This is a genomic window from Buttiauxella sp. BIGb0471 (assembly GCF_024807715.1).
GTDB classification, from domain to species: domain Bacteria; phylum Pseudomonadota; class Gammaproteobacteria; order Enterobacterales; family Enterobacteriaceae; genus Buttiauxella; species Buttiauxella agrestis.
On sequence record NZ_JANUEU010000005.1, the window covers coordinates 200,155 to 227,099 of the forward strand.

Annotated in this window: 22 protein-coding genes and 1 other annotated feature; of the genes, 13 read left to right on the plus strand and 9 right to left on the minus strand. The window is 52.5% G+C overall.

The window, feature by feature from the left end:
- Positions 1–68 precede the first annotated feature (68 nt).
- Entirely contained in the window at positions 69–3,437 is a 3,369-nt protein-coding gene (gene mscK / locus M2371_RS16835) for a mechanosensitive channel MscK (RefSeq protein WP_259268231.1), read from the plus strand.
- A 3-nt stretch (positions 3,438–3,440) separates the two neighbouring features.
- Here mscK and rsmS read toward each other — a convergent pair whose 3' ends face one another.
- Together rsmS and M2371_RS16845 are read right to left on the minus strand one after the other, a co-directional pair.
- Entirely contained in the window at positions 3,441–3,596 is a 156-nt protein-coding gene (gene rsmS / locus M2371_RS16840; protein WP_120063965.1) for a pleiotropic regulatory protein RsmS, read from the minus strand.
- A 32-nt stretch (positions 3,597–3,628) separates the two neighbouring features.
- Positions 3,629–4,165, minus strand: coding sequence for a primosomal replication protein (locus tag M2371_RS16845; protein WP_259268232.1), 537 nt, complete (start codon positions 4,163–4,165; stop codon positions 3,629–3,631).
- Positions 4,166–4,222: 57 nt separating this feature from the next.
- On the opposite strand from M2371_RS16845, the gene M2371_RS16850 reads away from it, so the two are divergent.
- The 4 genes from M2371_RS16850 (at position 4,223) to M2371_RS16865 (ending at position 7,712) form a co-directional block, all read left to right on the plus strand.
- Positions 4,223–4,600, plus strand: coding sequence for a DUF454 family protein (locus tag M2371_RS16850; RefSeq protein ID WP_034493752.1), 378 nt, complete (start codon positions 4,223–4,225; stop codon positions 4,598–4,600).
- A gap of 126 nt (positions 4,601–4,726) precedes the next feature.
- Positions 4,727–5,278, plus strand: a complete 552-nt coding sequence (gene apt / locus M2371_RS16855) for an adenine phosphoribosyltransferase (protein ID WP_259268233.1) — start codon at positions 4,727–4,729, stop codon at positions 5,276–5,278.
- 100 nt (positions 5,279–5,378) lie between these two features.
- Positions 5,379–7,295: a DNA polymerase III subunit gamma/tau gene (gene dnaX / locus M2371_RS16860; RefSeq protein ID WP_259268234.1), complete on the plus strand. Its 1,917-nt coding sequence runs from the start codon at positions 5,379–5,381 to the stop codon at positions 7,293–7,295.
- Positions 6,631–6,695: a sequence feature (DnaX frameshifting element), on the plus strand. Its footprint overlaps the gene before it by 65 nt.
- 87 nt (positions 7,296–7,382) lie before the next feature.
- The gene (locus M2371_RS16865; RefSeq protein ID WP_034458087.1) at positions 7,383–7,712 is read left to right on the plus strand and encodes a YbaB/EbfC family nucleoid-associated protein; all 330 of its coding nucleotides are present in this window, start codon (positions 7,383–7,385) and stop codon (positions 7,710–7,712) included.
- Between the two features lie 185 nt (positions 7,713–7,897).
- Here the strand turns inward: M2371_RS16865 and M2371_RS16870 are convergent, their stop codons facing one another.
- The gene (locus tag M2371_RS16870; RefSeq protein ID WP_259268235.1) at positions 7,898–8,803 is read right to left on the minus strand and encodes a LysR family transcriptional regulator; all 906 of its coding nucleotides are present in this window, start codon (positions 8,801–8,803) and stop codon (positions 7,898–7,900) included.
- Positions 8,804–8,913: 110 nt separating this feature from the next.
- Here M2371_RS16870 and M2371_RS16875 point away from each other — a divergent pair, with 110 nt between their 5' ends.
- The 7 genes from M2371_RS16875 to M2371_RS16905 all read left to right on the plus strand — a co-directional run bounded on the left by M2371_RS16875 (position 8,914) and on the right by M2371_RS16905 (position 16,523).
- The gene (locus tag M2371_RS16875; protein ID WP_172895364.1) at positions 8,914–9,780 is read left to right on the plus strand and encodes a pirin family protein; all 867 of its coding nucleotides are present in this window, start codon (positions 8,914–8,916) and stop codon (positions 9,778–9,780) included.
- 71 nt (positions 9,781–9,851) lie between these two features.
- A complete protein-coding gene (locus tag M2371_RS16880) occupies positions 9,852–10,529 on the plus strand; it encodes an isochorismatase family protein (RefSeq protein WP_115630456.1) in 678 nt (225 codons plus the stop codon).
- A 108-nt stretch (positions 10,530–10,637) separates the two neighbouring features.
- Complete coding sequence (gene recR, locus M2371_RS16885; RefSeq protein ID WP_259268236.1) at positions 10,638–11,243, plus strand: recombination mediator RecR; 606 nt, start codon at positions 10,638–10,640, stop codon at positions 11,241–11,243.
- Between the two features lie 115 nt (positions 11,244–11,358).
- Complete coding sequence (htpG, locus tag M2371_RS16890) at positions 11,359–13,233, plus strand: molecular chaperone HtpG (RefSeq protein ID WP_259268237.1); 1,875 nt, start codon at positions 11,359–11,361, stop codon at positions 13,231–13,233.
- A gap of 180 nt (positions 13,234–13,413) precedes the next feature.
- Complete coding sequence (adk, locus tag M2371_RS16895) at positions 13,414–14,058, plus strand: adenylate kinase (RefSeq protein WP_034458097.1); 645 nt, start codon at positions 13,414–13,416, stop codon at positions 14,056–14,058.
- 134 nt (positions 14,059–14,192) lie between these two features.
- Entirely contained in the window at positions 14,193–15,155 is a 963-nt protein-coding gene (gene hemH / locus M2371_RS16900) for a ferrochelatase (protein ID WP_259268238.1), read from the plus strand.
- Positions 15,156–15,218: 63 nt separating this feature from the next.
- Positions 15,219–16,523, plus strand: a complete 1,305-nt coding sequence (locus M2371_RS16905) for an inosine/guanosine kinase (protein ID WP_172895361.1) — start codon at positions 15,219–15,221, stop codon at positions 16,521–16,523.
- Between the two features lie 129 nt (positions 16,524–16,652).
- On the opposite strand, the gene ybaL is transcribed toward M2371_RS16905, so the two are convergent.
- Together ybaL and M2371_RS16915 are read right to left on the minus strand one after the other, a co-directional pair.
- Entirely contained in the window at positions 16,653–18,311 is a 1,659-nt protein-coding gene (gene ybaL, locus M2371_RS16910) for a YbaL family putative K(+) efflux transporter (RefSeq protein ID WP_259268239.1), read from the minus strand.
- Between the two features lie 223 nt (positions 18,312–18,534).
- Positions 18,535–19,743, minus strand: coding sequence for an MFS transporter (locus M2371_RS16915; protein WP_034493762.1), 1,209 nt, complete (start codon positions 19,741–19,743; stop codon positions 18,535–18,537).
- A gap of 189 nt (positions 19,744–19,932) precedes the next feature.
- On the opposite strand from M2371_RS16915, the gene ushA reads away from it, so the two are divergent.
- Complete coding sequence (gene ushA / locus M2371_RS16920; RefSeq protein WP_259268240.1) at positions 19,933–21,585, plus strand: bifunctional UDP-sugar hydrolase/5'-nucleotidase UshA; 1,653 nt, start codon at positions 19,933–19,935, stop codon at positions 21,583–21,585.
- Between the two features lie 81 nt (positions 21,586–21,666).
- On the opposite strand, the gene M2371_RS16925 is transcribed toward ushA, so the two are convergent.
- From M2371_RS16925 to copA, 4 genes are all read right to left on the minus strand, one after another.
- The gene (locus M2371_RS16925) at positions 21,667–22,554 is read right to left on the minus strand and encodes a GyrI-like domain-containing protein (RefSeq protein WP_259268241.1); all 888 of its coding nucleotides are present in this window, start codon (positions 22,552–22,554) and stop codon (positions 21,667–21,669) included.
- Positions 22,555–22,762: 208 nt separating this feature from the next.
- Positions 22,763–23,242 (minus strand): Cys-tRNA(Pro)/Cys-tRNA(Cys) deacylase YbaK, encoded by a 480-nt coding sequence (gene ybaK / locus M2371_RS16930; protein ID WP_034493765.1) that lies wholly within the window; start codon positions 23,240–23,242, stop codon positions 22,763–22,765.
- Between the two features lie 208 nt (positions 23,243–23,450).
- Positions 23,451–24,251, minus strand: a complete 801-nt coding sequence (locus tag M2371_RS16935; protein ID WP_034493766.1) for a TraB/GumN family protein — start codon at positions 24,249–24,251, stop codon at positions 23,451–23,453.
- A gap of 131 nt (positions 24,252–24,382) precedes the next feature.
- Entirely contained in the window at positions 24,383–26,890 is a 2,508-nt protein-coding gene (copA, locus tag M2371_RS16940) for a copper-exporting P-type ATPase CopA (protein WP_172895355.1), read from the minus strand.
- Positions 26,891–26,945: the final 55 nt, after the last annotated feature.

Here is a 26,945-nt window from a genome sequence, read left to right on the forward strand (position 1 = left end):
GTATTTCGTCTCTAACTCGCCAACCTTTTCGGCCTGTTTTTAAACACTGTCAAACTATGCCGCAACTCATGAGTTCACTGTATTCACGTCGTGTTTCCGCGCGGTTTTTACTCATCGCTTTGGTTAGCCTGTTTTGTATGTTGGCGCAGCCAGTCTGGGCGAAAAGTAATTCCAGCGATCTCCCAAGCCGCGAAGAAATTCAAAACCAGCTCAACGCGCTGAATAAGCAAAAAACGCTGTCGCCAAATGACAAACTCACCCAGCAAGATCTCAATGAAACGCTTGAAGCGTTGGACAAAATTGATCGGGTCAAGGATGAAACAGCAAAACTTCATCAGCAGGTAACCGAAGCGCCAAAAGCGCTGCGCAAAGCCACTGAGGCGTTGAACGAACTCAAAAACCAGCGTGAAAATCAGGCTGCGGAAGAGGCCGAAATTGAATCGTTGAATTTGCGTCAGCTTGAATCGCGCCTGAATGATTTGATGACGGATTTACAGAATTCACAAAGCGATTTAGCCACCTGGAACAGCCAGCTTATATCCCTGCAAACGCAGCCCGAGCGTGTGCAAAATGCGATGATGACGGTGTCGGCCCAGCTTGAAACCATCCGTAACCGTCTGAACGGCGTCACGCCAGGTGCGGTAGAGCTGCGCCCGAGCCAGCAAACCTTGTTACTGACTCAACAGGCGTTGCTTAATGCGCAACTCGATCAACAGCGCGACAGCCTGAAAGGCAACACCATCCTGCAGGATGCGCTGCAAAAACAACGTGACTACACCAACGCCCATATCAATCAGCTGGAGCACACGCTGCAACTGTTGCAAAAAGCGGTCAGCAGCAAGCGTTTAACGCTGACACAGCAGACAGCGCAGGAAGCGATAGATTCTGAAGATACGGTTAAAATTCAGCAAAACCCGTTGGTGAAACAAGAGCTGGATATCAACCACCAGTTAAGCCAGCGTTTGATTGATGCCACTCAGCACGCCAATGAAATGGTGCCGCCGAGCATCCGCATCAAAAATACCCTCGACCGGGCGCTGCAATCTGAACGTAACCTCAAAGAGCAAATTGCCGTCCTGAAAGGCAGCCTGCTGTTGTCACGTATCCTTTACCAACAACAGCAGCAAAACTTGCCGTCAGCGGAAGACACCGAAGACCTGACCAACCGTATTGCGGATATTCGTCTCGAACAGTTTGATGTCAACCAGCAGCGTGATGCCCTTTTTCAACCAGACGAACTGGTGCAGAAAATTGAAGACGGGCACACCGATGAAGTGACGCCTGACGTTCATGAAGCGTTATTACAAGTTTTGGATACGCGTCGTGAATTGCTAGACCAACTGAACAAACAGCTCGGCATGCAACTCATGCTGGCTATCAATTTGCAGAACAATAAGCAGCAACTGCAAAACGTCACGAAATCGCTCGATCAAATTCTGACCGAGCAGATTTTCTGGGTGACCAGTAATAAGCCAATGGATTGGGACTGGCTGAAATCATTGCCTTCATCAATACGCGATCAGTTTAAAAGCGCCCGCATTAATCTGAAAGGGCCAGAAAGCTCGTTAAAAATCATCGCCATCTTGTTGCTGATGATTCCGGCATTATTGTTGGCAGGTATCATTCGCTGGAAATTTAAAGCGATTGATCGCTACCTGGAAAAACAGGCGAGTCGGGTAGGGCAACTACGCAACGACAGCCAGATGCTGACGCCAAAAGCTATTGCACTCACCTTGGTGAAAGTCCTGCCCGGTGCGCTGGTTATTTACTCCATCGGGCTGGTATTTGCTGGTATGGAGATGAATATCAGTGAATCCATGCTGGCGTTCTGCAAACAGCTTTCTCTGTCCTGGTTAGTGTTCGGCTTAACGTATCAAGTGCTTTCCACCAACGGTGTGGCCGTTAGCCACTTTAATATGGCGCCGCAATTGTGCAGCCACTATCGTCGCCAGCTAGTGCGTATTGGTTGTGCGTTACTACCGTTATTATTCTGGTCGGTATTGGGTGAGCGTTCGCCGCTGCACCTGGTAGAAGATGCGCTTGGGCAGTTAATTATCTTCTTCAACCTGCTGCTCATTGCCGCCCTGGTGTTCCCAATGTGCCGTGAAAACTGGCGCAACAAAAACAACCACACCATTCAATTATTTACCGTCACGATGATGGGCGTGGTACCCGTGGTGTTAATGGTGCTGACGGCGATGGGGTATTTCTATACCACCTTACGGCTGGCGGGCCGCTGGATTGAAACCATCTACCTGATCCTTATCTGGAACCTGGTGTACCAGACCGTACTGCGCGGGCTGAGCGTTGCGGCACGTCGCATGGCCTATCGCCGCGCGGTATTACGCCGGGAAAATCTGGTGAAGGAAGGCGCAGAAGGCGGTGAGCCGGTAGAAGAGCCTCCGTTGGCACTCGACCAAATCAACCAGCAAACCATGCGTCTGGCCATCATTGCGCTGTTCGCACTGTTTGCCATCGTGTTCTACACCATTTGGTCAGATTTGTTCGGGGTATTCGGTTATCTCGATAGCATCCAGCTCTGGAGCTACAACGGGACTGAAGCCGGTGCCGCCATCGTCAAGCACGTCACCATGGGCAGTCTGTTATTTGCGGTGATTGCCTTTGCCATTGCGTGGGTGCTGATTCGCAACTTACCCGGCCTGTTGGAAGTGCTGGTGCTCTCGCGTCTGCAAATGCGCCAGGGCGCGTCGTACGCCATTACCACGATTCTGAACTATGTGATTACTGCCGTTGGGGCGATGACCATCTTTGGTTCTCTCGGTGTGTCGTGGGATAAATTGCAATGGCTGGCGGCGGCATTATCGGTCGGTCTCGGCTTTGGCTTGCAGGAGATATTCGGTAACTTCGTTTCCGGTCTGATTATTCTCTTCGAGCGCCCGGTGCGTATCGGCGATACCGTCACCATCGGCACCTTCTCCGGTAGCGTCAGCAAAATCCGTATTCGCGCCACAACGATTACCGATTTCGACCGTAAAGAAGTGATCATCCCGAATAAAGCCTTTGTCACCGAGCGCCTGATCAACTGGTCGCTGACTGATACCATCACGCGCGTGGTGATTCGCCTGGGCGTTGCGTACGGATCCGATCTGGATAAAGTGCGCGAGATCTTACTCAAAGCGGCTCATGATCATCCAAAGGTCATGCACGATCCTGAGCCAACCGTGTTCTTCACCACCTTTGGTGCCAGCACGCTCGATCATGAATTACGTCTGTATGTGCGTGAACTGCGCGACCGCAGTTACACCGTCGATGAGCTGAACCGAAGCATTGATCGTCTGTGCCGTGAGAACGGAATTAACATCGCCTTCAACCAGTTGGAAGTGCATCTGCGTAATGATAAAGGCGATGAACTGACTGAGGTGAAGCGCGATAACAACGGGAAATCAAACGGCGGCGACATCGTCCCGGCGCAGTAAAAACTAGCGGGGAGTGTTCTCTTCCCGCTTACGCAAAAAATCCTGACGGACAATCTCAAGTGCTGCGAGCGCGGTTTCCGTCGGGATTTCATGTTGTTCCAGCAGCATAATCAAATCGACCGCAAGTTTGACTTCTTCTGGTGCGTTATCCAGCGACATATCGTTAATCTCGTTAATGTGTATTTTGGGTATTAGCTTAGCCCACGCTCTCGCCTTTCGATGGCACGCTCTATACGAGTCAGTGCCTGACGGCAGCGCTGCAAACGCCCCTCGAGCGCGGCCAATTCCTTCTGGAGTTTTTGCTGTCCGGCAAGCGTTACCTGCAACGAAAGCTGGCTTTCGCGATCGCTAATCATAATCTGGATACGACGTTCGTAATCCTGATGCGTCGAGAGCTTTTCATATAAATTCTCGGCAACCACGGGTTGTGGATCGTTTTTCCGCATTTTGACGGTCGCCAGCTCACGCTGTAACGCAGCGATTTGCGCCACCAGTTTTTCAGCAAGATAGGCAACTTGCTCCGTTCGGCCCACTTTCACGCTAAGCTGTAACTGTTCAAGATTTGCCTGAACTTCGCTGAGATAATCTTTAAGTTGCGTGCTGTGGGTCGAAAACAGCTTACTATCGAAACGGGCTTGTGAGGCGCGTTGTAATGAGACGGGCGCTATGGCTTGCGCGAGTTCCGCGACGCGAGTATTCAAAGCTTGTAACAGCGAAGCGGTTTTCACAAAATGACTCTCCAGTGGTGTACGTGTTTAAGCGCCAGGTTATCGATGGAATACTGAATGAAACGGACAATATTAATCATCATTGGTTGGCTGGCGGTAGTCCTTGCGACGTTGGGTGTTGTCTTGCCTTTACTTCCCACAACCCCATTTCTACTGCTGGCGGCCTGGTGCTTCGCTCGTTCATCGCCGCGTTTCCACCACTGGCTATTGTATCGCTCATGGTTTGGCAGTTATATCCGCCATTGGCAAAATCATCGTGCACTGCCGCCGGGAGCAAAACCCAGAGCATTGATTTTCATCGTGTTAACTTTTGCGGTATCCCTTTACCTGGTCAACATTCTTTGGGTCAGGCTACTATTATTGTTGATGATGTGTGCGCTGCTGTTCTTTATGTGGCGCATGCCGGTAATTGACGAAAAGCAACAAAAGCCATAAACCGCATGTGCGGTGGTTGCAATTGTTGATGCCAGCCAGTAAATTCGACCGTTTTCGAGCACGGTATGACTGATTAATAAGCAGTCTCGTGCTTTGTTAGAATCATGTTTTTAGCAGGCATTAATTATGACCGCGACTGCGCAGCAGCTTGAATATCTGAAAAACAGCATCAAAAGCATTCCAGACTATCCAAAACCTGGGATCTTATTCCGTGACGTTACCAGCTTGCTTGAAGATCCGAAAGCCTACGCCACCAGCATTGAATTATTAGTTTCACGCTTTAAAGACGCCGGTATCACCAAAGTGGTGGGTACTGAAGCGCGTGGCTTCTTGTTTGGTGCACCGGTTGCGCTGGAATTAGGTGTCGGCTTCGTGCCGGTTCGTAAGCCTGGTAAACTGCCACGCGAAACTATCGCTGAAAACTACGAGCTGGAATACGGCACCGATCAACTGGAAATCCACGTTGATGCCATCGTGCCTGGCGACAAAGTTCTGGTGGTGGATGATCTGCTGGCAACCGGCGGCACCATTGAAGCAACCGTCAAACTTATCCGCCGTTTGGGTGGGGAAGTGACTGACGCGGCGTTTATCATCAATCTGTTTGATATTGGTGGTGAGCAGCGCCTGGAAAAAATGGGCGTGAAAAGTTACAGCCTCGTGCTTTTCCCTGGTCACTGAGTTCAGCCCCACCTCTTCAGTCTAAAGCCTCGCCCGATGGGTGAGGCTTATGTTAGCATTACTCCCTGAATTCACACCCGCGATGTAGAGCCTATCTCGTATGAGCTACCAGGTCTTAGCCCGCAAATGGCGGCCACAAACTTTTGCTGATGTTGTCGGCCAGCAACACGTTCTGACTGCGCTGGCTAATGGCTTATCCATGGGCCGAATCCACCACGCTTATCTCTTTTCTGGGACGCGCGGCGTGGGGAAAACCTCCATCGCTCGCTTGCTGGCGAAAGGGTTAAATTGCGAAACCGGCATTACTGCCACTCCTTGCGGCGTGTGCGATAACTGCCGTGAAATAGAACAAGGTCGCTTTGTTGACCTGATAGAAATTGACGCCGCCTCGCGCACCAAAGTCGAAGACACCCGTGATTTGCTGGACAACGTTCAGTACGCCCCGGCGCGTGGCCGCTTTAAAGTCTATCTCATCGATGAAGTGCACATGCTCTCCCGCCACAGTTTCAACGCCTTGTTGAAGACGCTGGAAGAGCCGCCATCACACGTTAAATTCTTGCTGGCGACTACCGATCCACAAAAGCTGCCGGTCACTATTCTTTCTCGCTGCCTGCAATTCCACCTGAAAGCGCTGGATGTCGAACAAATCCGCCATCAGTTGGAACATATTCTTGGCGAAGAGAAAATCCCATGTGAAACGCGTGCGCTACAATTGCTCTCCCGTGCCGCAGATGGCAGCCTGCGTGATGCGTTAAGCCTCACCGATCAAGCCATTGCCAGCGGTGACGGGCATGTGACGACCGCTGCGGTAAGCGCGATGCTCGGCACGCTCGACGATGACCAGGCGCTGTCATTAATTGAAGCGATGATTCATGCCGATGGCGAGCGCGTCATGAGCTTGCTGAATGATGCCGCCGGGCGGGGTGTTGAGTGGGAAGCACTGCTGGTGGAAATGCTGAGTCTGCTGCATCGCGTGGCGATGGTTCAGCTTTCACCTGCCGCGTTAGGCACAGACATGGCTGCCATCGAGCAGCGTATGCGTGAGCTGGCTCGCGTTGTGCCGCCTGCCGAAGTGCAGCTGTATTACCAGACTTTGCTGATTGGGCGCAAAGAGTTGTCCTGGGCACCTGACCGCCGTATGGGCGTTGAAATGACGTTGCTGCGTGCGCTGGCGTTCCATCCGCGCAAACCTTTACCCGAACCTGAACAACCGCGACAGGCACCGAGTATTCCGGTGATAAACCCTGTTCCGGTACGCCAACAAACATCGGCCCCGCCGCCACGGCAAAGTGAAACGACGCTGCCAGACACCACAAGTCAGGTGCTGCAAGCGCGAACACAGCTCATGCGCCAGCAGGGAGCCAACAAAGCAAAAAAGAATGAGCCGGCGGCGCAAAATGTAGCGCGGCCGGCAAAAAACAGCGCTCTGGATCGTTTAGCCTCGGTCACCGAGCGCATTCAGTCCCGGCCCGCAACCGTAGAAGAAAAACCAGCGCCGAAGCCAGAGGCTTATCGCTGGGTATCGCAGAACGTGTCTGATGTCGTCGAAGAACCGGTCGCGACACCAAAAGCATTGAAGCGGGCGCTCGAGCATGAGAAAACCCCGGAACTTGCGCAGAAACTGGCACTCGAAGCCATAGAACGCGACGGTTGGGCGGCTGAAATTAGCCAACTCGTGTTACCGAAGTTAGTGCAACAACTGGCGCTAAATGCCTGGAAAGAACAGGACGGCAACCGCGTTTGTCTGCATCTGCGCCCGGCGTTACGTCACCTCAATTCGCCGTCGGCTATGAAAACGCTGGCTGATGCGATGAGTGATTTTAGTGGCGAAACAGTTGAGCTGACTATTATTGAAGATGATAATCTCGCACAACGCACCCCGCTGGAGTGGCGTCAGGCCATCTACGAAGAGAAGCTGGCGCAGGCACGGGAATCAATGAGTGCTGACAACAACATCCAGACGCTGCGTCGTTTCTTTGATGCGGAACTGGATGAAGACAGTATTCGACCAATTTGACAAACCGGCTCACCCGGTTTGTTGTAAACCCTGATAGCCGATAATCGTACTCTGCGGTTAGTCGGCCCGAGCAAAAGAGAGAAGACTATGTTTGGAAAAGGCGGTCTGGGCAACATCATGAAGCAAGCCCAGCAGATGCAGGAAAAAATGGCCCAGGTTCAGGAAGAAATCGCCCAAATGGAAGTCACAGGCGAATCTGGCGCGGGTCTGGTTAAAGTCACCATCAACGGTGCTCACAACTGCCGTCGTGTCGAAATCGATCCAAGCCTGATGGAAGACGACAAAGAAATGGTTGAAGACCTGGTTGCTGCGGCTTTCAACGATGCAGCTCGTCGTATCGGCGAAGCGCAGAAAGAGAAAATGGCTGGCGTTTCCAGCGGGATGCAGTTGCCACCAGGCTTCAAAATGCCATTCTGATTTGCCGTCATTCTTCGCGTTGTGGGGGCGTTGGCTGCGCTCACAAACCCCAGTCACTTACTGATGTAAGCTCCTGGGGGGTTGCTCACTTGTCGCCTTCCCACAACGCGAATTATTTAGGGAAATCTGGAGATTTCGTAGCTTTTTTAGGTCGGGTAAGCGCAGCGTCACCCGACATGACATTCTCACTCCTCCTCGAATGCCGCGTAACTCTCCACCAGAAAATCAATCAGCGCCCTGACCGCCGGTAACTGACCGCGCCGGGAAGGAAACACCAGATGAATCACCTCTCGCCTTGCTCGCCACTCCGGTAACAGTCGCACCAGACTCCCTTCGGCAATCTGTTTGTTAAGCATCAACATCGGCAACTGAACAATCCCCACACCCGCCAGAGCCGCCGCTCGCAGCGCAATCATATCGGTGGTCACAAAGCGCGGTTTATGGTGCAGCGTCACTTCCTGATTATCCGGGCCAAACAGGCACCAGCGGTAAACTTGCTGCGGTTTTGACAGCGCAAGGCTCGGCCAGTGCTGAAGATCGGCAGGGGACTGAGGTTTTGAAAAACGCGCTACCAGTTCAGGGCTGGCAACCAGGCACATCCCGCGATCCGCCAGTTTACGCATCACCAGATCGCTATCGTCGAGTGGCAATGGGCGCACCCGCACCGCTAAATCGACGTTTTCATTCAGCACATCAACCTGGCGGTTAGTTTCTTCGAGTTGCACGGTGACCTGCGGATACAACGTCATAAATCGCGCCAGCATGTCGCCGATATGCACATGCAGCAGCGTAATCGGGCAGGTCAGGCGAATCAGCCCGCGAGGTTCGGCACGCAGCGTGTTAATCGCTTCCTGCGCGGCCTCGGCTTCAATAATCATCGCCTTGCAATGACGATAAAAAATTTGCCCGGCCTCCGTCACGGTAAAACTGCGCGTTGAACGCTGAATCAGTCGTGTCTCCAGACTTTCTTCCAGCAGCGCGATACGGCGACTCAAGCGTGATTTCGGAATACCGATAACGCGGCTTGCCGGAGAAAACCCTCCGTTATCCACCACTTGCACGAAATACCACAGGTCGTTGAGATCTTGCATTGCCATTATCCTGTATATGGAACACTGAGTTCATTTTCAGAGTCTACCGGGGAATTCGTCTTATGAGTAAGCTTTATCTCAACAGAAATCGACACTCAATGGAGATAACGATGAAATCAATTCTTGGCGTTTATTCAGCACCAGCGTCCCACTGGGTGGGCGATGGATTCCCGGTTCGCTCACTGTTTTCTTATTCAAAATTTGAAAAACAGCTCAGTCCGTTCTTGCTGCTGGACTACGCAGGCCCGGCTGATTTTAAACCGAGCAACAAAGGCCAGCGCGGTGTTGATGTCCACCCGCATCGCGGTTTTGAAACCGTCACCATCGTCTACAAAGGCGAAGTGGCTCACCGCGATTCCACCGGTAGTGGTGGGGTGATTGGCCCCGGCGACGTGCAGTGGATGACCGCCGGTAGTGGCATTTTGCATGAGGAGTTCCACTCACCGGCTTTCAGCGAGAAGGGCGGTCGGCTTGAAATGGTTCAGCTGTGGGTCAATTTGCCAGCCAAAGACAAGTCAACGCCACCGAACTATCAGTCGATTACCGACGCGGATATTCCGGTCGTGGATTTGCCAGACAACGCAGGCCAGGTGCGTGTTATCGCCGGTGAAATGGATGGCGCAAAAGGGCCGGCACACACATTTTCTCCACTGCGTGTGCTGGATATGCGCCTGAATGCACAAAGTACCACGCATTTAACGCTGCCAGACGGCTGGAACACCGCACTGGTGGTGCTCAAAGGCACCGTGCTGGTCAACGGACTGGAAGTGGCTCGTGAGGCGCAATTGGTGGTGCTGGATGCCAAAGGCGAAACCGTCACGCTTGAAGCCAATACCGATGCGGTTGTGCTGGTGTTGAGCGGTGAGCCGCTGAATGAGCCAGTGGTGGGATACGGGCCGTTTGTCATGAACACCCGTGAAGAAATCAAAGAGGCCATTGATGACTTTAACCAGGGCAAATTTGGCCAGAAAGTTTAACTAACCCAAGCGGCTACCGTTTTGGTAGCCGTTTTTTCAACACGATGATTGAACCCTAAGAGGATCTGAACATGACACCTGCAAACTTTAACGGACAAATCCCTACAATTGATGCAAACGACGCGGTAATGCTGCTTATCGACCACCAGAGCGGTCTTTTCCAACTGGTGCACGACATGCCGATGCCAACTTTACGCACCCATGCAACCGTGTTGGCTAAAATCGCCACGCTGGCCAATATTCCGGTTATCACCACCGCTTCTGTGCCGCAAGGCCCGAACGGCCCGCTGATTCCTGAGATTCACCAGTACGCTCCACACGCTCAGTACGTCCCGCGTAAAGGCGAAATTAACGCCTGGGACAACCCTGATTTCGTGGCAGCAGTCAAAGCCACAGGGCGCAAAACCTTGATTATTGCCGGTACGGTGACCAGCGTATGCATGGCTTTCCCGGCGATAAGTGCGGTGGCAGAAGGCTTCAAAGTCTTCGCGGTGATTGATGCCTCAGGCACCTACTCCAAAATGGCGCAGGAAGTGACGTTGGCGCGTGTCGTTCAGGCCGGTGTCGTGCCAATGGATACCGCAGCCGTCGTGGCTGAAATCCAGCACACCTGGAATCGGGATGATGCAATGGAATGGGCAAACCTGTGGGGCGGCGTATTTATTGAGTACGGTTTGCTGATGGAAAGCTACCAGAAAGCGCAAGATGTGGTGACGAATCAAGAGCAACTGGACTCGCAGCGCGGTTAAATAACTTCCCCCTTTGCGAGACATCGCGCAGGGGGAATATCTTTTCCTATACCCTCGCGCAGGGCTAATGTTAGGCTATGGTCCACTCTTTTTTCAGAAGTCTGAGCGATGCAAACCAGTCCTTTACTTACCACCCTTATGGAATCCCTGCGCTGCCTGCCAGGCGTCGGCCCAAAGTCTGCCCAACGTATGGCGTTCGCGCTTTTGCAACGTGACCGCAGTGGTGGCATGCGCCTTGCTCAAGCATTAACTCGTGCGATGTCAGAAATTGGCCATTGTGCTGATTGCCGTACTTTTACCGAACAAGAAGTTTGCGCCATTTGCACCAACCCTCGCCGCCAGGAAAATGGCCAAATTTGCGTGGTAGAAACGCCCGCGGATATTCACGCCATTGAAGCGACAGGCCAGTTTTCCGGCCGCTATTTTGTGCTGATGGGCCACCTTTCTCCGCTTGACGGAATTGGCCCGCAGGATATTGGCCTGGACAGGCTCGAACAGCGCCTGGAAACCGAAACCATCAAAGAGCTGATCCTCGCCACCAACCCGACGGTAGAAGGCGAAGCCACTGCAAACTATATCGCCGAACTTTGCGGACAATATGGTGTTGATGCCAGCCGTATTGCGCACGGTGTGCCGGTGGGCGGTGAGCTGGAAATGGTCGATGGCACCACGCTTTCACATTCTTTAGCAGGGCGTCACAAGATTAATTTCTAACCACTTGCGGGGAGTTTCTTATACTTCCCGCTTGAAAACCTTCGTTTCTATCCTCATATCACCCTCAACGTTTTAAACCCCTACGTATTTTGATTTTGTTGAGGTATCAATGACCATGAAAGGACAAGAGACTCGTGGCTTCCAGTCTGAAGTGAAACAACTTCTGCACCTGATGATCCACTCCCTCTACTCAAATAAAGAAATTTTCCTGCGTGAGCTGATCTCCAACGCCTCTGATGCGGCAGACAAATTGCGCTTCCGCGCATTGTCTCAGGCAGACCTGTATGAAGGTGACGGCGAGCTGCGCGTGCGTGTCTCTTTTGATAAAGAAAAACGCACTTTGACCATTGCCGACAACGGCATCGGTATGACGCGCGACGAAGCGATTGATCACCTCGGGACGATTGCAAAATCGGGTACCAAAGCGTTCCTCGAATCCATGGGTTCTGACCAGGCGAAAGATAGCCAGCTTATCGGCCAGTTCGGTGTTGGTTTCTACTCGGCCTTCATCGTGGCGGATAAAGTCACTGTGCGCACCCGTGCGGCAGGCGTTCCTGCTGATCAAGCGGTGTTCTGGGAATCTGAAGGCGCGGGCGAATATACCGTTGCAGACATCACCAAAGCCGATCGCGGGACTGAAATTACCCTGCATCTGCGCGAAGGTGAAGATGAGTTCTTAGACGACTGGCGCGTGCGTTCCACCATCAGTAAGTATTCTGACCACATCGCCTTGCCGGTTGAGATCGAAACCCGCGAAGAAAAAGACGGCGAAACCATCATCGGTTGGGAAAAAATCAACAAAGCCCAGGCGCTGTGGACCCGTAGCAAGTCTGAAATTAAAGACGAAGAATACAACGAGTTCTACAAACATGTGGCGCATGACTTCACCGACCCGCTGACTTATAGCCATAACCGCGTGGAAGGGAAGCAAGAGTACACCAGCCTGTTGTACATCCCGTCTCAGGCGCCGTGGGATATGTGGAACCGTGACCATAAACACGGCCTGAAGCTGTACGTCCAGCGCGTGTTCATCATGGACGACGCTGAACAGTTTATGCCGAACTACCTGCGTTTTGTGCGCGGTCTGATAGATTCCAACGATCTGCCGCTGAACGTGTCGCGTGAAATTCTGCAAGACAGCCGTGTGACGCAAAACCTGCGTAGCGCGCTGACCAAACGCGTATTGCAGATGCTGGAAAAACTGGCGAAAGACGACAGCGAAAAATACCAGACCTTCTGGAAAAACTTCGGCCTGGTGCTGAAAGAAGGCCCTGCTGAAGACAACGCAAATCAGGAAGCTATCGCTAAACTGCTGCGCTTTGCTTCAACTCACACGGACACTTCCGCGCAAACCGTGTCGCTGGAAGAGTATGTGTCGCGCATGAAAGAAGGGCAGGAGAAGATTTACTACATCACTGCCGACAGCTACGCCGCCGCGAAGAGCAGCCCGCATCTGGAATTGCTGCGTAAGAAAGGCATCGAAGTGTTGCTGCTTTCTGACCGCATCGACGAGTGGATGATGAGCTATCTGACCGAATTCGACGGCAAAATGTTCCAGTCAGTCAGCAAAACTGACGAGTCGCTGGAAAAAATGGCCGACGAAGAAACACCAGAAGCGAAAGAAGCTGAAAAAGCGCTTGAGCCGTTTGTTGACCGTGTGAAGACCTTGCTGGGTGAGCGCGTGAAAGAAGTGCGTCTGACGCACCGTCTGACCGACACACCAGCCATCGTCACCACCGACAGCAACGACATGAGCACGCAAATGGCGAAACTGTTTGCCGCTGCGGGCCAGGAAGTGCCGGAAGTGAAGTACATTTTTGAGCTGAACCCGGATCACGGGCTGGTGAAACGCGTCGCGGATACCCAGGACGAAGCGCAGTTCGGCGAGTGGGTCGAATTACTGCTCGACCAGGCACTGTTAGCTGAACGCGGTACGCTGGAAGATCCAAACCAGTTTATCCGTCGAATGAATCAGTTGCTGGCTTCCTAAGTTTTACCCCTCACTCTGGTTTCCCCCCTCTTCTGAGGGAGAGGGCCGGGGTGAGGGCATTTCCTATCAACTAACAGCGCTCACAAGCCCCGCTATTCTTGAGGTGAATACGCCTTTAATGGTAAGGTCATCGCCTCTGCTTTAAATAATCAAAAATCCAAACGAATGGGGAATTACGCAATGCGTATTATTCTGCTTGGCGCTCCGGGCGCAGGTAAAGGAACTCAGGCTCAGTTCATCATGGAGAAATATGGCATTCCGCAAATCTCCACTGGTGACATGCTGCGTGCTGCAGTGAAATCTGGCTCAGAGCTGGGCAAACAAGCAAAAGACATCATGGATGCCGGTAAACTGGTTACAGATGAACTGGTTATCGCTCTGGTTAAAGAACGTATTACCCAGGAAGATTGCCGCAACGGTTTCCTGCTTGATGGTTTCCCACGCACTATTCCACAAGCTGATGCCATGAAAGAAGCGGGCATCAATGTAGATGTGGTTCTGGAGTTCGCAGTACCTGACGAACTGATTGTTGAGCGTATCGTTGGTCGTCGCGTACACGCGCCATCTGGCCGCGTTTATCACGTCACCTTCAATCCACCAAAAGTGGAAGGTAAAGACGACGCAACAGGCGAAGAGCTGACTACCCGTAAAGACGATCAGGAAGAGACCGTGCGTAAGCGCCTGGTGGAATACCATCAGATGACCGCTCCGCTGATCTCCTACTACAGCAAAGAAGCTGAAGCCGGTAACACCAAATACGTGAAAATCGACGGCACCCGTAAAGTGACCGAAGTTAGCGCAGAGCTGGCAAAAATCCTCGGCTAATTCGTTGCTGAGATAAAAATACCAGGACTTGTTCCTGGTATTTTTTTACCCAAATTTTGCCCTTTCGCTGTAATCGGTTCTCCTGCGCCGCTTTTACGTTACAATTATCAGTAATTTGTTGATAAGGAGCGGAAATGAATCAGGAAAAAGTGGGTATTTTACTGGCAAACCTGGGTACGCCTGATGCACCGACTCCCGCTGCGGTGAAGCGCTATTTACGCCAGTTTCTCAGCGATAAGCGCGTTGTCGATACTCCACGTTTACTCTGGTGGCCGCTGCTGCGCGGCGTGATTTTACCGCTGCGTTCTTCACGTGTTGCCAAACTTTATCAGTCAGTATGGATGGATGAAGGCTCGCCGCTGCTGGTTTATAGCCGTCGTCAGCAGGTTGCACTTGCCGCGCAATTGCCAGATGTCCCCGTCGCACTCGGCATGAGTTATGGCACGCCGTCGCTGAAAAGTGCGGTGGAAGAGTTGATGTCGCATCACGTCGATCACATTGTGGTGCTGCCGCTGTATCCGCAATTTTCTTGCTCGACGGTCGCCGCGGTTTGGGATGAATTAGGGCGCATTTTTGCCAACTATCGCTCGCTGCCGTCGATTTCCCTGATTCGCGATTATGCTGATAATGAATCTTATATCAACGCGCTGGTGGCATCGGTCAGGGAATCTTTTGCCAAACACGGCGAGCCGGATGTTTTGCTGCTTTCCTACCACGGTATTCCACAACGTTATGCCAACGAAGGCGATGATTACCCGCAGCGTTGCCGCGACACCACGCGCGAATTGCTTTCAGCCCTCGAACTGCCGCCAGAAAAAGTGATGATGACTTACCAGTCGCGTTTTGGTCGCGAGCCGTGGTTGATGCCTTATACCGACGAAACCCTGAAAATGTTGCCTGAGAAAGGGATAAAACATATTCAGGTTATGTGTCCAGGTTTCTCTGCTGACTGCCTTGAAACGCTTGAAGAAATGGCGGTACAAAACCGCGAAGTGTTCCTCGAAGCAGGCGGTACTAAATATGAATATATTCCTGCTCTGAATGACGACCCGGCCCACATTGCAATGATGATGAACCTGGTGCAGAAATATCGCTGATCTCGCTTAGGGCCGTTAATGTGCTACCATTTCCGGCCTGATTAGCGACTTTTGAACAACATCATGAAATTTCCCGGCAAACGTAAATCCAAACACTACTTCCCTGTCAGCGCACGCGATCCTTTATTGCAACAGGCTCAACCTGAACATGAAACTGGCACTTCCTGGATTGTTGGGATTGACCAAACGTTGGTGGATATCGAAGCCAAAGTTGACGACGAATTTGTTCATCGTTACGGTTTGAGTTTCGGTCACTCGCTGGTGATTGAAGACGAAATTGCAGAAGCGCTGTATCAGGAACTGGTGCAAAAAGATCTGATTACTCATCAGTTTGCCGGTGGCACCATCGGTAACACCATGCACAACTATTCGGTATTAGCCGACGACCGCTCCGTTTTACTGGGCGTGATGTGCAGCAATATCGAAATTGGTAGCTATGCCTACCGCTATCTATGCAACACCTCCAGTCGAACCGATCTCAACTATCTGCAAGGCGTGAATGGCGCGATTGGTCGTTGCTTCACGTTGATTGGCGAGCAGGGCGAACGGACATTTGCGATAAGTCCTGGCCACATGAACCAACTTCGCGCTGAGAGCATTCCGGAAGAGGTGATTGCGGGCGCATCTGCCCTGGTTCTGACTTCCTACCTGGTGCGCTGCAAAGATGGCGAGCCGATGCCGGAAGCCACCATGCAGGCCATTGCGTATGCGAAAAAGTACAACGTTCCGGTGGTGCTGACGCTCGGCACAAAATACGTTATCGCGGAAAACCCGGAGTGGTGGCAGGCGTTCCTCAAAGAACACGTCTCCATTCTGGCGATGAACGAAGAAGAAGGGCTGGCGCTTACGGGCGAAAACGACCCGCTGCTGGCGGCTGATAAAGCACTGGATTGGGTTGATTTAGTGCTCTGTACCGCCGGGCCAGTAGGTTTGTATATGGCGGCCTTTACTGAAGAATCAGCAAAACGCACCACCCAGCATCCATTGCTGCCGGGCGCGATTGCTGAGTTTAACCAGTACGAATTTAGCCGTGCGATGCGCCATAAAGATTGCCAGAACCCGATGCGTATTTTCTCGCACATCGCGCCATACATGGGCGGGCCTGAGAAAATCATGAACACCAATGGTGCGGGCGATGGCGCACTGGCGGCACTGCTGCATGATATTACGGCGAACAACTATCACCGCTCCAACGTGCCGAATTCCAGCAAACACCAGTTTACGTGGCTGACGTATTCGTCTTTGGCTCAGGTGTGTAAATACGCGAATCGCGTGAGTTATCAGGTGTTGAATCAGCACTCTCCGCGCCTGACGCGTGGTTTGCCAGAGCGCGAAGATAGCTTAGAAGAGTCTTACTGGGAGCGTTAATTAAACGCCCCTCACCCTAACCCTCTCCCCCAGGAGAGGGAACTGTACGGTTTTCCCCTTCTCCCACGCGACAGGGGAAGTACGGTTTTCCCCTTCTCCCTCAGGGAGAAGGTCGGGATGAGGGGGAACTCACGCCACCGGCTTATCCAACAACCCTATCATCGTATTCGCGATTTCACGCTCACCCATAACCACCCGATTGGCGCCGCGTTCGGTAATGTAATCTACCTCGTCGTCATAATGCGCGCGGGCAATAATCTCGATGTCCGGGCATTTGGTGCGTGCGGTCGCGACGATTTCACCGGCTTCGTAGCCGTTGGGGATCGTCAGCAATAACCAGCGAGCGCAATCAAGATGCGCAAGATTCATGATCTCTTCGTTGGCCGCATTTCCCAGCACCGCCCGAATCCCGCGCTCACGCAGTTCATCAACGCGGCTGCGGGAGGTTTCAATCACCACCAGAGGAATGCCCTGTGCCATTAATTTCTCACCCAACAAACTCCCCACGCGCCCAAACCCAACCAGCAGGGCATGATTGCAAATATCGACCGGAATTTGCTTCTCGTCTTCGATAGCTTCTTCCAGCGTCTGCTCTTCCAGCGTTTCGGTTTTAGCCAGGTAGCGCTCAAGAATCACAAACAAAATCGGGTTGAGCATAATCGACAGAATCGCCCCGGCCAGCACCAGATTTTGCCCGGTTTGCGGCAGCAGGTTCAGCGCCATGCCCAGCCCTGCAAGAATAAAGGCGAATTCACCAATCTGCGCAAGGCTAGTAGCGATGGTTAATGCAGTCCGTTGTGAGTGGCCGAACAGGCGCACCAGGAAGAATGCGGCGAGGGATTTACCAAATACGATAATCGCCACGGTGCCCAGCACGGCGAGCGGTTCCTGAATCAAAATCATCGGGTCGAATAACATCCCGACCGAAACAAAGAACAGCACCGCAAACGCGTCGCGCAGGGGCAGCGTGTCGTGGGCCGCGCGGTGGCTGAGTTCAGACTCGTTAAGCACCATACCGGCGAAGAACGCGCCGAGTGCGAAGGAAACATCAAACAGTTCAACAGCGCCAAAAGCGATACCCAGCGCCAGCGCCAGAACCGCCAGCGTGAACAGCTCGCGCGAACCGGTTGCCGCACTTCGCGCCAGAATCCACGGCACCAGGCGGCGGCCAACAATCAACATAATCGCAATAAACGCCACGACTTTGCCGATGGTTAAACCCATATCGAGCGATAAGGTCGCGAGGCCCACGTCGCCTTTTTCCATCATTCCGGCAACGGCTGGAAGCAGAACCAGTGTCAGCACCATCACCAGATCTTCAACAATCAGCCAGCCAATAGCGATTTGACCGCGCTGGCTGTCGATTAATTGCCGTTCTTCAAGTGCGCGTAGCAGCACCACGGTACTGGCGGTGGAAAGACACAGGCCAAACACGATGCCGGTCATCAGCGACCAGCCCATCAGCGATGAAAGCGCCATACCCAGTAGCGTCGCCACCGCAATTTGGGCGATAGCTCCGGGAATGGCGATGGCCTTTACCGCCATCAAATCCTTTAGAGAGAAATGCAAACCGACGCCAAACATCAGCAAGATAACGCCCAGTTCAGCTAATTCGGGCGCCAGTTTAGTATCTGCGACAAAGCCTGGCGTAAAAGGGCCGGCCAGTACCCCAGCTAATAAATAGCCCACCAAGGGTGATATGCGAAGTTTGTTGGCGAGCATACCGAGCAAAAAGGCCAGTACAAGGCCGCCGACAATGGTGGTGATAAGCGGGGTGGCGTGATGCATTCCGTCTCCTTTCGTAGTTAATCAGGTCCAGTAAGTCCAAAATCCTGTTTTTAGTTTATGACAAATTTTTAAACGATGTGTGTGTTAAATATGTGTTTTTTTAGAAAAAGGCGCATTTAGACAAAAATGGGCGTCTGAGGGGTGTTTTATACGCTTAATTTAGGAAAGGTCTGGCGGAATATGGAAGTGGTGCAGGGCCAGAGAGTTTCTCTGGCCCTTATAACTATGACTTATGGCGATAGTCAGGCAGGAATATGGTCAATATGCCAAGAAGTGGCAGGAAAGCACATATTTTATAGACTAATTCGATACTTGTATGGTCGGCAACCAGACCCAGCACCGCGGCCCCCAGGCCACCCATACCAAACGCAAAGCCGAAGAATAGCCCGGAAACCATGCCGATTCGTCCAGGCATCAGCTCTTGCGCATAAACCAGAATGGCCGAAAATGCAGAGGCAAGAATAAAGCCGATGATCACCGTCAGAATCCCCGTCCATTCCAGGGAGACATACGGCAAGAACAGGGTGAATGGCGCGACGCCAAGAATCGAACCCCAAATCACGTATTTACGGCCAATCTTATCCCCAACCGGCCCGCCAATGACCGTCCCCGCCGCTACCGCAAACAGGAAGGCAAACAGATGAAATTGGGCATTTTGCACCGACAAACCAAATTTGTGCATCAGGTAGAAGGTGTAATAACTGCTGATACTCGCCATGTAAAAATACTTAGAGAAAATCAGCACCAGCAAAACAGACACCGCCTGAATCACTTTCTTGCGTGGTAGCGGGTTCGCCACCGGAGCGGCAGTTTTGCCCTTCGTCATACGATGCTGCGCGGCGTACCAACGGCTGATTTGCAACAACACGATTATCGCCAGCAGGGCCGCGAGCACGAACCAGCCGACGTTGCCTTTACCGTATGGCGCGATAATCAGCGCAGCCAGCAATGGCCCTAACGAGCTACCAAAGTTGCCGCCCACCTGGAAGAGTGACTGCGCAAGACCATGGCGGCCACCGGATGCCATACGAGCCACGCGTGAAGATTCCGGGTGGAATACTGATGAGCCTGTGCCAACAAGACCCGCCGCCAGCAGCACCATCGGGAAACTGCCCGCCATGGCGAGGATAACCAGGCCGCAAAGTGTGAAGCACATACCAATCGGCAACGACCACGGCATCGGGTATTTGTCGGTGTAGTATCCTACCACCGGCTGGAGTAGCGATGAGGTCACCTGGAAGGTGAGCGTGATCATCCCAATTTGCACAAAGCTTAGCGAAAACTCGCTTTGTAGCAGCGGGTAGAGCGCCAGAATCAGCGACTGAATCATATCGTTGAGCAAATGGGAGAGGCTAATTGCCCCCAGAATGCCAAACGCGGTGCGAGCCTTTTGCGGCTCCGTTGACGCGAGAGTTTGTTCCGAGATTGCCATAAATACCTGTAATTATTGAATTGATTGTTTTTTAACCCAGTTCACTGATGGAACCGTAGGAAATCATTACCCAGCTAACATACCTGCAGGAAAGGGACGAAGAAAGTCACAAGAGTGAAAAGTTATTTGTCTATGCTAGTAGGGTTCTGCTATTGGTGCGAAAGCATTTATTAAATATGGAGATTTGCGATGAAGTTCGTAGTGAAAGGGGTGACCACCGCGCTGCTAATGGCAGTCAGCTTAACCAGCGCATCTGCACTGGCCTGGGAAAAAGATAAAACTTATAACATCACCATTTTGCACACCAACGATCACCACGGTCATTTCTGGCGTAATGAACACGCTGAATATGGCCTGGCAGCACAAAAAACTCTGGTGGATAGCATTCGTAAAGAGGTGGCGGAACAGGGCGGCAGCGTGCTGTTGCTGTCCGGCGGTGATATTAATACCGGCGTTCCTGAGTCCGATTTGCAAGATGCAGAACCTGATTTCCGTGGCATGAACCTGATTGGTTACGATGCGATGGCTATTGGCAACCACGAGTTCGACAAGCCGCTGACGGTATTACGCCAGCAGGAAAAATGGGCAAAATTCCCGCTGCTTTCGGCCAACATTTACCAGAAAAGCACCGGCGAGCGTCTGTTTAAACCGTGGGCTATTTTCAAGCCGCAGGGCATTAAAATCGCGGTTATCGGTTTAACCACCGACGACACGGCAAAAATTGGTAACCCGGAAAACTTCACCGATATCGAATTCCGTAAACCGGCTGACGAAGCAAAACTGGTGATTCAGGAACTGCAAACCACTGAAAAACCGGACGTGCTGATCGCCGCAACGCACATGGGTCACTACGATAATGGCGATCATGGTTCAAACGCGCCAGGCGATGTCGAGATGGCTCGTAGCCTGCCTGCGGGTGCGCTGACGATGATTGTCGGCGGGCATTCGCAAAACCCGGTCTGTATGGCAGCGGAAAACAAAAAGCAGGTTGATTACGTGCCGGGTACGCCATGTGCACCAGACCAGCAAAACGGCATCTGGATTGTCCAGGCGCATGAGTGGGGCAAATACGTGGGCCGCGCGGATTTTGAATTCCGTAACGGCGAGATGAAACTGGTGCATTACCAGCTGATCCCTATCAACCTGAAAAAGAAAATCACCTACGATAACGGGGAAAGTGAGCGCGTGCTCTACACGCCACAAATCCCGGAAAACCAGCAAATGCTCTCCTTGCTGACGCCATTCCAGAACAAAGGTCAGGCGCAACTGAACGTAAAAGTGGGTAGCGTAAACGGCCACCTGGAAGGGGATCGCAGCAAAGTGCGTTTCGTGCAAACGAACCTGGCGCGTCTGCTGCTGGCGGCACAAATGGACCGTACCGGTGCTGATTTCGCGGTAATGAGCGGCGGTGGTATTCGCGATTCGATTGAAGCGGGCGACATCACTTATAAAGATGTGCTCAAGGTTCAACCGTTTGGTAACACTGTAGTTTATACCGATATGACCGGTAAAGAAGCGACGGATTATTTGAGTGCGGTTGCGCAGAAAAAACCTGATTCTGGCGCCTATCCTCAGTTCGCAAATGTCAGCTTTGTGGCAACTGCTACGGGTCTGCAAGATTTGAAAATCAAAGGTGAACCGATCGACCCGGCAAAAACCTACCGTATGGCGACGCTAAACTTTAACGCCTCCGGCGGTGATGGTTATCCGGCTATTGATAAAAAACCAGGTTACGTAAACACCGGCTTTGTGGATGCAGAAGTGCTGAAACAGTACATCGAGAAGAGTTCTCCGCTCGATGTTAATGCTTTCGAGCCGAAAGGCGAGGTGAGCTGGAAGTAATTTTTCCCCTCACCCTCTCTCCCAGGAGAAGGGATCACTTCTTTACTCCCTCTCCTGGGGGAGAGGGCCGGGGTGAGGGCGCTATTTCAACGGCAATAAAATATCGGTCTGCTGCGCATGTTCCGGGTGGTTTTTATCCAGCTCCAGGTAGCGGAAATAGACCGGAAAATCACGTAACTCCTCACCGCTATTGGGCAACCACTGGCGATAAAGATAGTAAACGCTATCGCTGATTCGCTCATAAGCGCCAACATGCCGAACCACCGCGCAACGCCCGCCGGGCAGCTTTTTGCTGATAACGCCCTGCGGATTTTCAGGCACCAGGCCGTTCGCCTCCGGGATTAGCTCGCCACACACATCAAAACGAAACTCCTCACCTGGCGTGGTGGCAGGATCGCTGTAAGGCACACCGTACGTTCCTTGCGTGATGTAGTCCGAAAGCCCTGATTCTTTGCGCCATTCGATAAAACTTGCGACCGTATTATTGACGCGCATCGGGTCGCCAAGATGTTCCAGCACCGCGACATCCATCGGTTCGACAGTAATAATTTTCACGTCCATATTTTCTAACCTCTGCTGATTTTCCCGTCCGGGAAATTGAAAATGTATTTGCCAGTCAACCCACACGGGATCTTTGCGAAACTCGCCGGGGGTCAGGCCGAAGGTATTTTTGAAGGCACGGGAAAATGATTCAGGATTTTCAAATCCGGCATCCAGGGCAATATTAATCACTTTTTCCTGCGGATGGCTCACCAACCGGAAAGAGGCCCGTTTCAGCCGCATTAATGTGATGTAACGGCTAATACTGATGCCACAGAATTGACTGAATTGCCGATGGAAATGAAAACGCGAAAAACAGGCCACTTCGCTTAGTTGCTCGACGGTTAACGGGCTATCAAGATGCTGTTCAATATAGGCAAATACTTGCTCAAAACGTCGGGCGTAAAGCTGGTGTCTGGATTTTTTCATTATTCCTCCCTCAAGGCATTCACTTTGCCAGCAACAGAAAATAGAGTCCTGACTGAAATTGCTCTTTTAGGAGGAATATACCCGTCATACTTCAAGTTGCATGTGCGTTGGCTTTCCTCGCTCACCCCAGTCACTTACTTAAGTAAGCTCCCGGGGATTCACTGCGTCGCCGCCTTCCTGCAACTCGAATTATTTTGGGTATAAACCGTTAATCGCGGCGGGCTATTTCGGCAAAAGTAGCCTTCAGCAGTTTTGCCAGATCGGCCGCGGCCAGTTCGATATCCAGCCCACGTTTGCCGCCTGAAACATAGATAGACGAAAACTCCTGAGCTGCGGCGTCAATAACCGTAGGCAGCAGTTTTTTCTGCCCCAGCGGGCTGATGCCGCCAACCAGATAGCCGGTAATTCGCTGTGCGACCATGGGGTCAGCCATATCTACTTTTTTTGCGCCCAACGCTTTAGCAACTTTTTTTAAGTCGAGCTGCCCGGAAACCGGGGTTACAGCGACCGCCAGATGCTTCATATCACCGTTAATAGCCACGAGCAGCGTTTTGTACACTTGCTCTGCATTGAGGCTGAGTTTACGCACCACCTCATCGCCAAAATTGGTTTCGCTCGGGTCATGATCGTAAGCATGTAACTGAAATGGAACACGGTTTTTTTCGAGAAGTTTTACTGCGGGTGTCATGTCACCTTCTTAGTGCTTTTGTCTGAAAAGCGCACGAATTATTAAGCTGCGTGATATATGTTTTAATTACTATAATCTCACTCAATAGTGATAGCGTTAATGGTCACATTGAGCGACAATTATTCATCTGGTCGTTTATTCGACCAGCATAATTACAACAATATAGAAATTCCTCTTTGACGGGCCGATAGCGATATTGGCCGTTTTTTTATCTGGTTTTCAAGAGCTCAGGCAGATTTCCCTTCCCATAAAGATGTAGCGCACCGACGGCGACGACGTAGCGTCCGGCAGGTAACTGCTGCAAAAAATGTTGCCACTCAAGATTACGCCGATGCATAAGAACATCGTATAGCTCATCGCCAAACGTATTGGGCAGTGCCACATTCCCACGCTGCGGCGGAGTTTCCAGCCACCAGCTAATCATCATTTGCAGCAGCCGGGCATTGGTGTGCCAGTGGGTCAACGTATCGGTTAGCAGCGGCATTCCGCCATTGGGTAAACGGGTGAGAATATCAATCTGATGTTCAGCGCCCTCAAGCTCGATAACTGGGATCGCCATGGTTTTTGCCGCTTCCAGCATCTGAAAATCTATCCCGTAATTCGCTCGTAACCCCAGACGCTGTGCCTGATGAGCTTGCAGCACCAGCGCAATTTGCCAGGCGGGCTGAGTTTCAATCTGGCTCAGTGGGATATCCAGTTCCTGAATTAACGACACGACTTGCGCCCAGTTTTCGGCAGACAAGCGCTGTTCAAGAGGAAGCTCGTTGGATTGTTGCGGGAAAGGAGAACCACTTTGGGTGATATCTGCTTCGACAATCAGCGCATCCGCGTCCCTGAGCTTGTCGATGAGCTTTTCGGACAGCGGCGACATATCGCGCGTGCCCATGTGAATACTGCCAACCAGATGCAGGTGACGATCTCCGGGCAGAACAATATCCAGAGCAGGCCAGGGATAGTGGGGAGTTGAAAGGCTTGAAAACAATGCGGTAATTCGCGATAGCAGACCCATTTGCAGATTCCCTGGCTAAAAAGTCATGCTACCGCTGCGATGAGTCGGGTGCAAATTTCCCCACGGTTTTTACACCGTGGGGAAGGTCATTGCGTTTTCGTCGCTCGGATAGGCGTAGCGCCATCCGACATTCAGTCCTTCGGCTTAAAGCGCAGCAGGCGGTTGGCGTTGCTGACTACCGTAATCGACGACAGTGCCATCGCCGCGCCTGCCACTACCGGGTTGAGCAACGTTCCGGTCAGCGGATACAAAATCCCGGCGGCAATTGGGATCCCCAGCGTGTTGTAGATAAACGCGCCCACCAGGTTCTGCTTCATGTTGCGCAGCGTGGCTTTGGAAATCGCCAGCGCATCGGCGACACCCACCAGGCTGTGGCGCATCAGCGTGATTGCAGCGGTTTCGATAGCCACATCGCTGCCGCCGCCCATAGCAATCCCCACTTCGGCTTGTGCAAGCGCAGGCGCATCGTTTATCCCGTCACCGACCATCGCGACCTGGCGGCCCTGTTGTTGCAGTTTTTTAATCGCTTCGGCTTTGCCATCCGGCAATACGCCTGCGATCACTTCGTCAATGCCTGCTTCTTTAGCGATGGCGTTAGCGGTGGTTGGGTTATCGCCGGTCAACATCACCAGGCGATAACCGTTACGATGTAAGCGTTGCAGCGCGCTGACGCTATCGGCACGAAGCGGGTCACGAATCGCAAACAGTGCCGCGAGTTTGCCGTCGACTGCCAACAGAACCGGTGTGGCGCCACGGCTTGCCTGGGCTTCAATCTCTGCGTCCAAAGCTGTGGTATCGACGTTTTGTTCAACCAACAGCGCTTTGTTACCGAGTAATAACTGACGCCCTTCGGTTTCACCGCTAACACCCAGCCCACGCAAAGTGCGGAACGCATTCACCTGCGGCAATTCCACGCCTACGGTTTTATCGAGAATCGCACGTGCCAGCGGGTGGCTTGAGCCTTGCTCCAGTGCGCCTGCCAGTCTTAATGCATCACTCTCTGACCAGCCGTTGTCAGTGCTAATCGCGACAACCTGCGGCTTGCCTTCGGTCAGCGTGCCGGTTTTATCAAACACAATGGTATCGAGCGTGCTGGCGCGTTGCAGGGCATCGGCATCACGCACCAACACGCCAAACTCCGCGGCACGACCCACACCAGAAATAATCGACATCGGCGTTGCCAGGCCGAGCGCACAAGGACAGGCAATAATCAGCACCGTCGTGGCAATCACCAGCGTATACACGATTTGTGGTGCCGGGCCGAAGAAGTACCAGATAGCGGCGCTAAACAGCGCAATCAGCACCACAACCGGAACAAATACCGCTGAGATTTTATCCGCCAGTTGGCCGATTTCCGGCTTGCTGCTTTGCGCCTGGCGCACCATACGAATGATGCGTGAAAGCGTTGTATGGTTGCCGGTGGCGGTGGCGCGGAACAATACGCTGCCGTCTTGCACCACCGTGCCTGCATGAATCGGTTCGTCGTTCGATTTTTGCTGCGGCACCGGTTCGCCGGTCAGCATCGCTTCATCAAACCACGCCTCGCCCTGGGTGATTTCTCCATCAACCGGCACGCGATCACCAGTGGTTAAACGCAAAATCATGCCTGCGGTCACTTCTGCCAGTGGCAGCGTCTTTTCACCTTCTTCGGTGACGACACGCGCCGTCGGCGGGGTTAAATCCAGCAGGCGTTCCAGCGCTTTAGATGAGCGTTGGCGTGCGCGTTGCTCCAGCATATGCCCGAGGTTTATCAGGCCGATAATCATGGCGCTGGCTTCGTAATAAAGGTGGCGAGCTTCCATCGGGAAGTGCTGCGGCCAGATATTCACGGTAATGGAATAAATCCATGCCGCGCCGGTTCCCAGCGCTACCAGCGTGTCCATGGTGGCGGTTTTATTGAGCAAGCTGCGCCATGCGCTGCGGTAGAAGTGCCCACCGGCGAAGACCATCACGCCTAAAGTGACCAGGCCGATTGCCAACCATATTGAACGGTTGTCATCGGTGACCATCATATTGTCGCCAAACATTCCCCAAATCATGACCGGGATGCCGACGGCCAGCGCCAGAATTGCCTGCCAGCGGAAGCGCTTCACGGCGGCGTTGGCGGTTTCTTGCTGGCGTTCGCGGCGTTTCGCATCGTCTTCGATGGCTTCCGCACCATAGCCAACACTTTCTACCGCTTTAACTAAAGATTCAGCGGAGGCAGTGCCCATAATCAGGGCGCTGCGCTCGGCAAGGTTTACCCGCGCAAGACTGACACCAGGGACGTTTTGCAACGCACTTTGTACCCGGGTCACGCAACTTGCACAGCTCATCCCGTTGATCAACAACTGTTGGCTATCGTCGTTATCTTCGGTGGCTGCCGGAAGCGAGAGATTAGCCGCTGTCAGTGCTTCCGACGGAATTGATGACTCTGTCAGCGGATCAGACTTTGGGTGGCTGGCCGCTGTCGCTTCGTACCCGGCTTGTTTCACGGTGTTGATAAGCTCATCAACGGATGCCGTTCCGGTTACGCTGGCGTGAGTTTGTGTGACATCAGCCTGCTCAACGTCAGGGCGCTGCTCCAGGCTTTCTTTAACGCGTTTGACGCAGTGGCCACAGGTCAAACCATCAAGGTTTAGATCGATAACATGAGACATTTTCAGACTCCTTTTTTGAAAGTAAGGTAAGCGTAAACCTTCCCCTGAGGGGAAG